The organism is Enterobacter sp. TCD1-1 (genome assembly GCF_020567405.1).
GTDB classification, from domain to species: domain Bacteria; phylum Pseudomonadota; class Gammaproteobacteria; order Enterobacterales; family Enterobacteriaceae; genus Enterobacter; species Enterobacter quasiroggenkampii.
In genome coordinates this window covers 597,460-610,904 of the sequence record NZ_JAJCXF010000001.1, presented here as the reverse complement: position 1 = coordinate 610,904, position 13,445 = coordinate 597,460, and the positions used below count along the sequence as shown (strand labels likewise).

The window sequence follows — 13,445 nt, the reverse complement described above, 5'->3', positions numbered from 1 at the left end:
CCTTTTAATTGGGGGGATTTGACGGGCAATACGGAGACTTTCTTCTAAGCTTGTAAGCGTTATCACAAAAAGGAGACGGACAACCATGAAACAAACCGTGGCTGCATATATAGCGAAAACGCTCGAACAGGCTGGCGTAAAACGTATCTGGGGCGTCACCGGCGATTCCCTGAACGGACTCAGCGACAGCCTCAACAAGATGAAGACCATCGAATGGATGCCGACCCGCCATGAAGAGGTTGCCGCGTTCGCCGCAGGTGCTGAAGCGCAGCTTACCGGTGAACTGGCCGTCTGCGCCGGATCCTGCGGTCCAGGTAACCTGCACCTGATCAACGGCCTCTTCGACTGCCACCGCAATCACGTGCCGGTGCTGGCGATTGCCGCCCACATCCCCTCGTCCGAAATCGGCAGCGGCTATTTTCAGGAGACGCATCCGCAGGAGCTGTTCCGTGAATGCAGCCACTATTGCGAACTGGTTTCATCCCCGGAGCAGATCCCGCAGGTTCTGGCGATCGCCATGCGCAAGGCCGTGCTGAATCGCGGCGTTTCGGTGGTCGTTATTCCGGGCGACGTGGCCCTCAAGGCTGCGCCAGAAGGGGCCAGCACCCACTGGTATCACGCGCCGCAGCCGGTGGTAACGCCAGCCGAGGAGGAGCTGAAAAAGCTGGCGCAGCTGCTGCGTTACGCCAGCAATATTGCCCTGATGTGCGGCAGCGGCTGCGCGGGCGCGCACAAGGAGCTGCTGGAATTTGCCGGTAAGCTGAAAGCGCCGATCGTCCACGCCCTGCGCGGCAAAGAGCACGTCGAATACGATAACCCGTACGACGTGGGCATGACCGGACTGATCGGTTTTTCTTCCGGCTTCCACACCATGATGAACGCCGACACGCTGATCCTGCTCGGCACCCAGTTCCCGTACCGCGCGTTCTACCCGACGGACGCCAAAATCATTCAGATTGATATCAACCCGGCCAGCATCGGCGCGCACAGCAAGGTCGATATGGCGCTGGTGGGCGACATCAAATCCACCCTTGCCGCCCTGCTGCCGCTGCTGGAAGAGAAAACCGATCGCAAGTTCCTCGATAAAGCGCTAAGCGACTATCGCGATGCCCGTAAGGGTCTGGACGATCTCGCCAAACCGAGCGACAAAGCCATTCACCCGCAGTATCTGGCGCAGCAGATCAGCCATTTCGCGGACGACGATGCCATTTTCACCTGCGACGTAGGCACGCCAACCGTCTGGGCGGCACGCTACCTGAAAATGAACGGCAAGCGCCGTCTGCTCGGCTCGTTCAACCACGGCTCGATGGCTAACGCCATGCCACAGGCGCTGGGCGCAAAAGCGACAGCGCCGGAGCGCCAGGTGGTGGCGATGTGCGGCGACGGCGGGTTCAGCATGCTGATGGGCGATTTCCTGTCGGTGGTGCAGATGAAGCTTCCGCTGAAAATCGTGGTCTTTAACAACAGCGTGCTGGGCTTCGTGGCGATGGAGATGAAGGCTGGAGGCTATCTGACGGACGGCACCGAGCTACACGACACCAACTTTGCCCGCATCGCCGAGGCCTGCGGCATCACCGGCATCCGCGTGGAGAAAGCCTCCGAGGTGGATGAAGCCCTGCAGCGCGCCTTCTCCATCGACGGCCCGGTGCTGGTGGATGTGGTCGTCGCCAAAGAAGAGCTGGCCATCCCGCCACAGATCAAGCTGGAGCAGGCCAAAGGTTTTAGCCTGTACATGCTGCGCGCCATCATCAGCGGTCGCGGTGACGAGGTGATCGAACTGGCAAAAACCAACTGGCTCAGGTAAAACATCTGGCATCGCCTTTTTAAATATAAGGACATGCCATGATTGATTTACGCAGTGATACCGTTACCCGCCCGAGTCGCGCCATGCTCGAAGAGATGATGGCCGCCCCGGTCGGGGACGACGTCTACGGCGACGACCCGACGGTAAACGAACTGCAGCGCTATGCCGCAGAGCTGAGCGGAAAAGAGGCCGCCCTGTTCTTGCCCACCGGCACGCAGGCTAACCTGGTGGCGCTGCTCAGCCACTGCGAGCGCGGTGAAGAGTACATTGTCGGCCAGGGCGCGCATAACTACCTCTACGAAGCCGGCGGTGCCGCGGTGCTCGGCAGCATTCAGCCGCAGCCGATTGACGCCGCGCCGGACGGCACCCTGCCCCTTGATAAGGTCGCGGCGAAAATCAAAGCTGACGATATTCACTTTGCCCGCACCAGGCTGCTCAGCCTTGAAAACACCCACAACGGCAAAGTGCTGCCGCGCGAATACCTGAAAGCCGCATGGGAATTTACCCGCGAACGCAGGCTGGGCCTGCACGTGGACGGCGCGCGCATCTTCAACGCCGTGGTGGCGTACGGCTGCGAGCTGAAAGAGATTACACAATACTGCGACTCATTCACCATCTGCCTCTCTAAAGGGCTGGGCACCCCAGTGGGTTCCCTGCTCGTCGGCAATACCGACTACATCAAGCGTGCCAACCGCTGGCGCAAAATGACCGGCGGCGGCATGCGTCAGGCGGGTATTCTGGCAGCTGCGGGGCTGTATGCCCTGAAAAACAATGTGGCGCGCCTGAAGGACGATCACGACAACGCCGCGTGGATGGCGGCACAGCTGCGTGAAATTGGCGCCGACGTGATGCGCCACGACACTAACATGCTGTTCGTCCGCGTGGGCGATGACCACGCCGCTGCGCTTGGCGAGTTCATGAAAGCACGTGGCGTGCTGATCAACGCCTCGCCTGTCGTGCGTCTGGTCACGCATCTCGACGTCAGCCGCGAGCAGCTGACCGAGGTGGTGAAACACTGGCAGGCGTTTTTACAGCGATAAGGAGCAGCACGTGCCGCAACGCATTCTGGTGCTCGGCGCCAGCGGGTATATCGGTCAGCATCTCACCGCGGCGTTAAGCCAGCAGGGGCACCAGGTGCTGGCTGCGGCACGCAACACCGAACGCCTGCAAAAACTCAGTTTAGCGGGCGTTACCTGTCACAACGTTGACCTCAACTGGCCAAAGTCGCTTCCCGCGCTGCTGGACGGGGTCGACACCCTTTACTACCTGGTGCACAGCATGGGCGAAGGCGGGGATTTTATCGCCCACGAGCGTCAGGTGGCGATGAATGTCCGCGATGCCCTGCTGCAAACCCCGGTGAAGCAGGTGATTTTTCTCAGTTCACTCCAGGCACCTGAACACGAGCAGTCCGATCACCTGCGCGCCCGCCAGCTGACGGCGGACATCCTGCGGGGGGCCAATATCCCCGTCACCGAACTGCGCGCCGGGATCATCGTCGGCGCAGGCTCTGCCGCCTTCGAAGTGATGCGCGATATGGTCTACAACCTGCCGGTGCTCACGCCGCCGCGCTGGGTCCGTTCGCGCACCACGCCGATTGCGCTGGAGAACCTGCTGCATTATCTGGTGGCCCTGCTGGATCATCCGGCGGAGCAACACCGCGTGCTCGAGGCGGCAGGCCCGGACGTGCTGAGCTATCAGGAGCAGTTCGAACATTTCATGCGCGTCAGCGGACGCCGCCGCTGGCTGATCCCCATTCCCTTCCCGACCCGCTGGATTTCGGTGTGGTTTTTGAATGTGATCACCTCGGTGCCGCCGACGACCGCCAAAGCGCTTATTCAGGGGCTGAAGCATGATTTACTGGCCGACGATCGCGCGCTGCGCGCCTTAATTCCCCAGGACCTGATCCGCTTTGACGATGCCGTGCGCAACACGCTCAAGGAAGAAGAAAAGCTGGTGAACTCCAGCGACTGGGGTTACGACGCCCAGGCGTTTGCCCGCTGGCGGCCGGAGTATGGTTATTACCCGAAACAGGCGGGCTGTACGGTGAAAACCGGCGCCAGCCTGGCCGCGCTGTGGGAGGTGGTGAACCAGATTGGCGGCAAAGAACGGTATTTCTTCGGTAATCTCCTCTGGCAAACGCGCGGGGCAATGGACCTGCTGGTGGGCCACCGGCTGGCAAAAGGCCGTCCGGCACGCCCGTATCTTGAGGTGGGTGACGCGGTTGACAGCTGGAAGGTGATTATTGTCGAGCCGGAAAAACAGCTGGCGCTGCTGTTCGGCATGAAAGCCCCGGGGCTGGGCCGACTCTGCTTTACCCTGAAAGACAAAGGCGATCATCGTGAACTGGACGTCCGCGCATGGTGGCATCCGCACGGAATGCCGGGTCTGTTCTACTGGCTGTTGATGATACCTGCCCACCTGTTTATCTTCCGGGGCATGGCGAAACGCATTGCGCAACGGGCAGAACAAAAGACGGAAAAGATCTAAATAAAACTCTCTTTCTTTCACCTTTCCCATTGCATAGCGCCGTAATTCACGAAAGAATGCGCACGAAATTCTTTTCAACACAGTGGATAGCTATGAAGGTACTGGTTACCGGGGCGACCAGCGGCTTAGGCCGAAATGCGGTCGAATTTCTGCGCAATAAAGGCATCAGCGTCAGGGCTACCGGTCGCAACGAAGCGATGGGTAAACTGCTGCAAAAAATGGGCGCAGAGTTCGTCCATGCCGACCTGACGGAGCTCGTCTCCTCGCAGGCGAAAGTGATGCTCGCCGGTATCGACACGCTATGGCACTGTTCCAGTTTTACCTCCCCGTGGGGGACCCAGGAAGCCTTCGATCTCGCCAACGTGCGGGCCACCCGCCGTCTGGGTGAATGGGCCGTTGCCTGGGGCGTGCGTAACTTTATTCATATCTCGTCACCGTCACTCTATTTCGACTATCACCACCATCGTGACGTGCAGGAAGATTTCCGCCCTGCCCGTTTTGCCTGTGAATTTGCCCGCAGCAAGGCGGCCAGCGAAGAGGTCATTGACCTGCTGGCGCAGTCAAACCCGCATACCCGCTTTACGGTCCTGCGTCCGCAGAGCCTGTTCGGGCCGCACGACAAGGTATTTATTCCGCGTCTGGCGCAGATGATGCACCACTACGGCAGCGTGCTGCTGCCGCGCGGCGGCGATGCGCTGGTGGATATGACCTATTACGAAAATGCCGTTCACGCCATGTGGCTGGCCAGCCAGCCGGACTGCGATAAGCTGATCTCCGGTCGTGCCTATAACATCACTAATGGCGAACCCTGCACGCTGCGCAGCATTGTGCAGCGGCTGATCGACGAGCTGCAGATCGACTGCCGTATCCGTTCTGTTCCCTATCCCATGCTGGATATGATTGCCCGCAGCATGGAGCGCTTTGGCAGTAAAACAGCCAAAGAGCCTGCGCTGACGCATTACGGTGTCTCTAAACTCAACTTTGACTTCACGCTGGATATTTCGCGGGCGGAGAATGAGCTGGGGTATAAACCGGTTGTGACGCTGGATGAAGGGATTATGCGCACGGCGGCGTGGTTACGGGATCACGGGAAGCTTCATCGCTAGCCTTTTTGCCCGGTGGCGGCTTCGCCTGACCGGGCCTACAACTGCTCCGTACTGCCCCATCGCCCCATTAGCCTCATGTACGAAAACGGCAACCCGAGGGTTGCCGTTTGCTTTTACAGAGCTGTCCAGGCATCTGCCCACGCCAGGCCAGCGCCTGGTTCGTAGTATGCCGGAGAGTTGTTACACCAGCCGCTGTACGGGAACGGTTTGCACTGGAACAGTTTACCGTGGTTGTTCACGATATCACCTGCGTTGTACTTGCTGTTCGCGCTCCACGCGGCGTAAGAGCCGGAAGTGCCTTCGTCCTTAGACGTGGCTTTCGCTTTCACGTTCAGCAGGTAGGACGTGGTGCTGGTCAGTTCGCCATCACTGACGGTCAGGCCGATTTCGTACTGCTGAGCCGTTGCAGACTCTGGTGCCTTGAAGGTCACCACCGCTTTGTCCTGACCGGTCACGGTCTGGCCATCCTGGGAACGCCAGGTGTAGGTCAGCTTGTTACCGTCGGCGTCTGTGGAGCCTTCCGCGCTCAGGGAAACCTGCGCACCCGCTTCAACTGCCCCGATTGGGCCCGCAATCTGCGCCACAGGGGCGTGATTCACGGTTGCCGGTTCAACAGGGGTGGTATCTTCCGCTGGCGTGGTATCCGCTGGCGGTGTGGTGTCTGCCGGAGTTTTGTCTTCGCCTGGGGTCACTGCCGAGCCGTCATCGTTAATGATGTTCACGTTATAGAACTTCTTAACGCAGTTGGTGTAGTCACCCTCTTTGAACGCGCTGAACGGCGTCTGGTAACCCACCAGCTGGCAGGAGTAGGTCTTACCGTCCGGCGTATCCGGACTCCATCCCCAGTCCTGCTCCCAGTAGATCTTCAGCGCACCGGAGCCGCCTTCATCGAACTGCTTCATGTTGGCGCAGCCCAGCACTTCATTCGCCGGAACTGGCACTTTCAGGTAGTTCGCGAACTCTTTGTAGTACTTGATGCGGTTTTCAGACTGGGCAATCTCGGTCGGACCACCGCACTCTACGCCACCGTTGATGATCTGGGTGGTCACGCCGAAGCCAGGAACTAGGCCGTTGGCTTTATCGTGATCGTTTGGCTGCCAGGTGCCATCGATAACCTGCAGCATGCTTGGTTTTGGCGGCTGCGGATAGGCGAAGAAGAAGATCGCACTCGCCAGGTTCAGCCAGGTATCCGCCACCAGCTCAGGTTTGTCGAGCAGGGTGCGGACGGTGCCAAACATCGCTTCCGAGAACGGACCGTAGTTGTAATTGTAAGACAGCTGCTTCGCGCCGCGGCCAAAGTAGCTTACGAAGTCGCCGTCTTTGTCCTTACCGCATGGCCAGGTCTGTCCTTGCCAGATGTCAGGGTTACATTCGCCGTTATAGCCGCCTTTCTGGCCTTCGGTCCAGCCCATTTCACGAACGTGAACCAGGGCCTGACGCCATTCGGCTTCCGGACGCCAGCTTTCATGACCGCCGGTTTCCTGCGCAAAGTGGGCAAACATGGTCGCCAGCTCTTTGCGGCAAATGGCGTCGCTGTCGCGACCATCGTTATAGGTCTTACACAGTGCCGGGAATTTACCAACAGCCTTCAGGAAGTTACTGTAGGTGTAAGACTGAGCGCGCAGCGGGAAGAGATATTCCCAGTCGCTGGCCTTCACGATCCCTTCCACGCGCTTGACGTTGTCAGGGTTCGACGCACGACCTGGCTCAATCTGCTCAACGAGGCTGTTGTCCAGAGTCGCAATGGTGTCTTTCACCGAAACCATCAGCGGGAAATTGGTCAGCTCTTTTTCCTTTTTCGCCAGATCGCTGGCTTTCATGGTGTACGGCTCGCTGCTGGCCGCCTGCAGTGATGCAGCCTGCGCCATAAAGGGTGCAATGCATGCTCCCGCCACGAGAACGCTCAGTAATGTCCTTTTCGTCATTTCAAATAATCCTGTATTTAAGCAACTAGGGTGAGTACATTCCCGGCTTATGTATTACTCCCTTAATAAATAAGCCTGAGAGTGTGGTTCTTTTTCATTTTCTGAAGAACACCAAAAGGAATTCTTCAAAAAACAAAAATGACGCCATCGTTATTTACCCGACTTTATTTGCTGATACTTCGCCCACACTTTATGGGCATAACGCATGCGCTGCGGATAATTTTCTTTTTTCAACCCGGCGTTATAGGCACCTACCGCTTCCCAGTTATAGCCATACACTTTTATCATCCCGGACAGGATGGACGCGCCGACCATAATGGAGGTACAGGGCTCCGTCATAAGCTGGTTCTCATCAATCCCCTGACGCTCTAACTCGCTGAAGTGCGAGCTATTAATCTGCATCAACCCGACGTCACGCGTGCCGTCGTGGTTCCAGCCTACCGCGTAGGGATTCATTCCGGATTCCACTTTGGCAATCGCATATAACAGCCACGGATCGACGTGATAATAATGTCCGGCGTTATCCCAACAGTTCGCAAATACGCTTTGACTAAACAGCAGTAAAAATAAAATCACGCGTTTCATGAGCACCTGCTCTTAAATACTGAACCTCTTCCTGCTCATAATTAGCGATCATTCTGAAGTGTTGGTCACACCCGAAGTGGGGTGTGACCAACCATTGCGGGTTGATATCATTCCCGCAATTCACGGTTCAGAAGGTTATTTGCAATCGGTTGATGCGCCTTCTTTCACCCATACGTCGCTGTTGGCCGGGTTATCACCCTGCGTCCACCATTTCGCACGGTAAACGTTGCCCTGGTAGGTCGTGGTTTCGCCGCCGTTGTATGCCAGGTCAGAGCGCCAGTTCATCTTCACGTTGCTTACCATTTCCCATGCGTCCACGCCGAAGTCAGGCTGGTTGCCCTGCGTCCAGTATTTCGCTTTCCACACCAGATGGTCGAAGCTGACGGTATCGCCCGTGTTGTAGATTTTGCTGGATTCCCACGCCGGATATTTGCTGGCGTTGGCGTCAACAGGCTTATCGCAGCTGCCGGTCGCCGTACCTTCATCAGATGGCGGAGTCACCTCGTCTGACGGTGGCGTCACTTCATCCGCAGGCGGGGTGACGTCTTCTGCCGGAGGCGTCACTTCGTCAGCCGGTTTTGGCGTGACCACGACCTGGACGTTGGACTGAACGCTGGTCTTGCCATCGCTCACCACCACGCTCAGGGTATAGGACGACTCAGAGCTCACCTCAGGCGCGGTGATGTTCACGTTCGCGCTATCGGTACCGGTCGCGTGCATATCAGCCGGTACGCTCCAGGCGTAGGTCAGCGCATCACCGTCTGGATCCGCCGCCTGCGCGTGCAGGGCATAAGTTTCGCCTGCCTGCAGGGTGACGTTCTGCATTGGGTTAATCACCGGCGCCTGGTTCGCTTTTGGCGCTTTGTTAACGACCTGAACATCAGCGGAGTTGCTCAGCCCCTTCGCGTCGGTCACGGTCAGTCGGAACGCCAGCGTCTGGTTGCTGGTGACAGCCGCCACATTGAAGGAAGCCTTCGCTTTGGTGCTGTTGGTGAGGGTCACCGATGGGCCAGAGATCTGGGTCCATTTGTAGGTAATGGCATCACCGTCTGGATCGGTTGAAGCCGAACCGTCCAGGGTCACGGTAGCCGGACCGGTTACCGTCTGGTCAACCGCGGTGGCAACCGGCGCATGGTTGGTCACGACCGGATCAACTGGCGCAGAGCCGCCCATCAGGCTTTCGTTCATCGCGTTCAGGATGTCGCCGGTATCGGAGTCGATAGACCAGGCGAAGAGGCCACCCAGGTTTTTCGACAGCACGTACTTCCCTTTTGCCGTGGTAGAGCGTGCATCTTCATAGGAGATCAGATCCCCCGTTGCCTTATTGAAGACGTACGGCGCTTCGGCAGTCGCATCGTAGCCGGATTCCCAGCCTGGCTTGCCTTTGTACTCGTTCATAATCTGACGATAGTCCACTACGCCCGGTTCCCAGGTGCCTTTCACCATGCCGGTTGCGGTACCGGTGAACGGATTGTCGCCGGTGTAGCCATGCACGCCCGTCCAGCCGCGGCCATACATGCCCGCACCCACCACGATCTTGCCTGGCTGTACGCCCTGAGCAAGCAGCGCGTCCACGCCGTTCTCGGTGGTGTAGTTCGTGTCCGGACGCCATGACGGCGCGCGCAGCGCTGCCTGGTGGCCCAGCTCGGTGTTGCTCCAGCCGCCGTAGAAGTCGTAGCTCATCAGGAAGATATGGTCGAGATCACGCTGAGCGGTGGTGTAATCCACGTCTTCGATCTTGTCGCGGCCTGCACCCACAGCGCTGGTCAGCTCATAGGTACGACCCGTCTGCGCGGAGAGCTCGTTCAGCATGGTACGCAGATCGTGAATCAGCGCCGTGTAGGTGGCTTTATCCTGCTGCGGGTTGCCTTTGGTTTCAGTCACGCCGCCGCCGCCCGGGAATTCCCAGTCGATGTCCACGCCGTCAAAGAATTTCCAGGTCTGCAGGAACTCCTTCACGGAGGCCACGAAGCGAGAGCGGATTGCCGGGTCGCCCATGTGGTAGAACGGGTCGGACAGGGTCCAGCCGCCGATGGATGGCAGCACTTTCAGGTCAGGATGCGCTTTTTTCAGCGCCATCAGCTGGCCAAAGTTCCCTTTGTACGGGTCGTCCCAGTCGGCGACGCCCGCCTGCGGTTTTTGCAGAGCAGCCCACGGGTCATGGATGGCCACGGTAAAGTCCGGACGTCCGGCGCAGTCGCGCTGCAGCACGGAGAAGCTGTTGCCGCCCTCAACGGTTTTCAGGCCGTCGTTAATGCCGTCGCCGCCACAGATTGGAATGAAGCCATAGAGGATGTGGTTAAGGTTTGCTGCCGGGATTTTATCAACCGGGAAGTTACGATCGTAAACGCCCCATTCAGGGAAGTACGCCGCAACCACTTTATCAGGATGTTTGGCGAACGTTTTGTTGTTCTCCTGCAGCGGTGCGTTCAGCGGCAGCAGATGGCTGCCGTCAGTATCCGCCACGATGATCAGCTTGCTGGCGCTTTTGGTACAGCCGCTGGCGTTACAGGCTTCCACCTGTTCCTGATAACGTCCGCCTTTTTTCACCTTAAAAGTGGCTGAGCCGCTTGCACCGGCTGCACCGGTCCACACGGTTTGACCATCGAGCAGCACTTTTGCAGAGGTTGGCGCGTCGCCGCTCCACACGTTCCACTCGACTTTCACATCCACGCCGTCGTTATGCACCTTGACGAGGCTGTTGTAATCCTGCGCGGCCTGATCCACTTCCACCAGCGCAAATTTGTCATTGCCGTAGCCGATGGTCGGTGCACCTGGCGCAGCTGCGAATGCAGAACCGGTTGCCGCTGCAATAAAGAGCGCCAGATATTTAGGCTTAATAAATTTCATTTTTATTTCCTGATAAATTTATTCGTAAACGTAATTGACCCATGTCTTCCTTTAAAACATGGAATATTATTCACATAGTGCGTTTTTTTAAATACGCAGACAGCCGTTACCCAAACCTTAAAGACGCGTTGTATTCCTCCATTAAAAGATACAAGCTAAAACTCCGTGTAGCTTATGCCTTTTACGATACACTGAGGATAAAAGGTCGTCCTTCTCTTTCCCCGTCGAAAAAATTGATAAAAAAACTTGACCCGGTTATTTAATATGTGAGCACAAATAACTGGCTGGTATAGAGTGCTATTCCAGCAAAAGCCAGATAAGGTCCGAAAGCGATAGTGAGGTTATTTTTATTTAATTTATTTAAAAGCAAATACCCCACGATGCCGCTTAATGCGGCAATTAATTCAATCTCAGGCAGCGCCTGCCAGCCGCACCAGGCGCCCAGCGCCGCCAGCAGCTTAAAATCGCCGTAGCCCAGCCCTTCCCGGCGGGTGAGTAGACGAAACGCCCAGTACACCAACCAGAGCGAAAGATAGCCCGCCACCGCGCCCAGCAGCGCATCGCGCAGGGGCAGTCCGTGGCTGAAGGCGTGGAACAGCAGCCCGGCCCACAGCAGCGGCTGCGTCAGGCAGTCGGGCAGCAGCTGGTGCTGTCTATCAATCATCGCCAGCGGCAGCAGAAAGGCCGCCAGCACCCACAGCGAGAAAAGGGATGCTAAGCCCGGTATCCACCAGGCGGTGACGCCAAAGAACAGCGCCATCACCAGTTCGAGTAAAAATAACCGCAGCGGAATCGCCGACTGACAGCAGCGGCAGCGTCCCCGCAGCGCCAGCCAGCTCAACAGCGGGATATTCTCCCAGGCGCGCAGCGCATGCTGGCAGACGGGACAGTGCGATGCCGGGAAAAGCAGGTTGCTGCGGCACGCCTCCTCCATCACCATCCCCGGCACGCGGTCCACCACGACGCCGAGAAAGCTCCCCAGGATCGCGCCGAGCACGCCGCTCATCGCGGCAAACCCGACGGGATAACTCTCCCGGACGAGCATCAGCCCGTTCATGCCACTTTTTTCCAGGTCAGCTGGATTTCGGCCTTCACGTCGCTCAGGTGATCCACCGGCGTGAGGTTTATTTTCTCCAGCCTGACGCCGGAGGCGAGGTTCATCTCACGCAGCCAGTTTTTTAATTCATAGACGTTGACCCGGTTCACCACAAAGGCCAGGGTCTGACCGTCCTGGCGAATATCGGTCAAGGTCAGGTTAATTTCATGCGCGCTATTCTCCACCACACTGCGTGGATTATCAGTTTTCACCTGTAGCACCGGTAGATGGTTTTTATCAATTTCTGTTTTCATCCAGTTTACCGTTTCAGTTTGTCGCGCCAGCGTCGCCTGGCTATTTTTTATCATGTTATCCAGGGGTATTACCCCCGCGTAATAGATGACGGCGCCGAATAAGGCTCCCGCCGCTATTTTTAAAATGCGTTGTTCTCTGACGCTGTATTGTTGATAACGAGATTTAAGCTGTGCAATTCGCCCTTTCATTTATATTTCCCTGTAATCATGGCCGTATACGGCGCGTCCTTTGAAATAGGCTGTAACGTAAAATCAAAATTCGCGCTGGCCTGATGAATGAAGTCCTGTAACGCCTGCTCGTTTTGCGCACTCACGCTTAACGTCAGGCCCCCCTGCGTGTCGTCATATTCAAGCAGCGTAATTTCCATTGACGGAACGGACTGACGGATTTTTTCCAGCTCGTCCATCTGCAAAAAAATGCCCTTAGGCTGCTTCTTGATGTTCTGCCCGAAGTGGTACTTGATGTTGGTCTGCTGGCGCATGCTAGGAAAATGGTGCTGATAGAGCTGGACCATCTCCTGCTGGACCTGATTTTCCTGATCGACCAGCATCCACGCCAGGGCGATGCGGGGGCCGAGCAGCAGGCCCAGAGAGAGAAGCCCCATCGCCGCGACGGCGGCCTTCATCCCTTTCGCCGCCCTCGCGCTGGTCGCCTTCGCGCTGAACGCACCGTGCAGCAGGTTGACGCGGCACGCCTGCCACTGGGGCTGGATCAGCACCAGCGGATGTTCGCCCGCCAGCTGGTCGTCAACCTCAACGCCTGGCGGGATCTCCCCGTAGCAACGCACCTCGCCGTCTCCGGCTTTTTGCATCAGCAGCGGCAAGAGACCCGCCTCAACGTTACAGGCGGTATGCGGGGATAAGCGCAGCCAGTAGTTCTCCTCCTGCGCGACCAGCGTGCTTCCGCCCGTCGTCACCGGCAGCAGCCAGGCGTCCGGCAGGGCCTGAATCACCTTCAGGCCCGCCTCGTGAAAGCGGGTCAGCCACTGCTGCAGGCGGGCGGTATCTATCGCCACGGCGTCCACCTCGGCGCCTTTTTTGTTCAGCACCGTCCAGTGGAGATCGTCCACCTCGCCGATCAGGGTCTCCTCCGCCATCCACGAGAAGGCGGTCGCCTGCGACGCGACTTTCTTCGGCAGCGTAAAGTGGCGGAAGATCATCTCGCTGGCGGGCAGCAGCAGACAGATGCGCGCGGCCAGCGGATGATCGGCAAGGGTATGCAGCGCCTGCGGGGTGTCCAGGGTTGTAACCTGTTCGCTTCCCGACTCACACCACATGATTTTCCCGTCCTCACGGCTGTCGGGACGAACAAAAAGGACCTGTTTCATAGCGTTCTAC

The 13,445-nt window shown here is 57.8% G+C and carries 10 protein-coding genes; 4 read left to right on the top strand and 6 right to left on the bottom strand.

Translation table 11 applies throughout. The annotated features are described in order from the left end of the window. The first annotated feature begins 85 nt into the window (after window positions 1-85). The 4 genes from poxB (at window position 86) to LJA86_RS02945 (ending at window position 5,397) form a co-directional block, all read left to right on the top strand. Window positions 86-1,804, top strand: coding sequence for a ubiquinone-dependent pyruvate dehydrogenase (gene poxB / locus LJA86_RS02960; RefSeq protein ID WP_023343670.1), 1,719 nt, complete (start codon window positions 86-88; stop codon window positions 1,802-1,804). Between the two features lie 38 nt (window positions 1,805-1,842). Then, window positions 1,843-2,844 (top strand): low-specificity L-threonine aldolase, encoded by a 1,002-nt coding sequence (gene ltaE, locus LJA86_RS02955; RefSeq protein ID WP_229225620.1) that lies wholly within the window; start codon window positions 1,843-1,845, stop codon window positions 2,842-2,844. Between the two features lie 10 nt (window positions 2,845-2,854). Next, the gene (locus tag LJA86_RS02950) at window positions 2,855-4,291 is read left to right on the top strand and encodes an SDR family oxidoreductase (RefSeq protein ID WP_229225619.1); all 1,437 of its coding nucleotides are present in this window, start codon (window positions 2,855-2,857) and stop codon (window positions 4,289-4,291) included. A gap of 92 nt (window positions 4,292-4,383) precedes the next feature. After that, on the top strand, window positions 4,384-5,397 hold the full coding sequence (locus LJA86_RS02945) for an NAD-dependent epimerase/dehydratase family protein (RefSeq protein WP_032649241.1): 1,014 nt from the start codon (window positions 4,384-4,386) through the stop codon (window positions 5,395-5,397). Between the two features lie 113 nt (window positions 5,398-5,510). Here the strand turns inward: LJA86_RS02945 and LJA86_RS02940 are convergent, their stop codons facing one another. The 6 genes from LJA86_RS02940 to gspL all read right to left on the bottom strand — a co-directional run bounded on the left by LJA86_RS02940 (window position 5,511) and on the right by gspL (window position 13,435). After that, window positions 5,511-7,322, bottom strand: coding sequence for a chitinase (locus LJA86_RS02940; protein WP_045908411.1), 1,812 nt, complete (start codon window positions 7,320-7,322; stop codon window positions 5,511-5,513). Between the two features lie 150 nt (window positions 7,323-7,472). Beyond that, complete coding sequence (gene iagB, locus LJA86_RS02935) at window positions 7,473-7,907, bottom strand: type III secretion system invasion protein IagB (RefSeq protein WP_048027141.1); 435 nt, start codon at window positions 7,905-7,907, stop codon at window positions 7,473-7,475. A gap of 135 nt (window positions 7,908-8,042) precedes the next feature. Continuing rightward, a complete protein-coding gene (locus LJA86_RS02930; RefSeq protein WP_069719526.1) occupies window positions 8,043-10,757 on the bottom strand; it encodes a glycosyl hydrolase family 18 protein in 2,715 nt (904 codons plus the stop codon). A gap of 259 nt (window positions 10,758-11,016) precedes the next feature. Continuing rightward, complete coding sequence (locus LJA86_RS02925; RefSeq protein ID WP_229225617.1) at window positions 11,017-11,814, bottom strand: prepilin peptidase; 798 nt, start codon at window positions 11,812-11,814, stop codon at window positions 11,017-11,019. Next, window positions 11,811-12,296 carry a type II secretion system protein GspM gene (gspM, locus tag LJA86_RS02920; protein ID WP_045908415.1) on the bottom strand — a complete coding sequence of 162 codons (486 nt, stop codon included), beginning with the start codon at window positions 12,294-12,296 and terminating at the stop codon, window positions 11,811-11,813. Before gspM ends, LJA86_RS02925 begins: the two co-directional genes overlap by 4 nt. After that, a complete protein-coding gene (gene gspL / locus LJA86_RS02915; protein ID WP_229225616.1) occupies window positions 12,293-13,435 on the bottom strand; it encodes a type II secretion system protein GspL in 1,143 nt (380 codons plus the stop codon). The genes gspM and gspL overlap by 4 nt, the downstream gene beginning before the upstream one ends. Window positions 13,436-13,445: the final 10 nt, after the last annotated feature.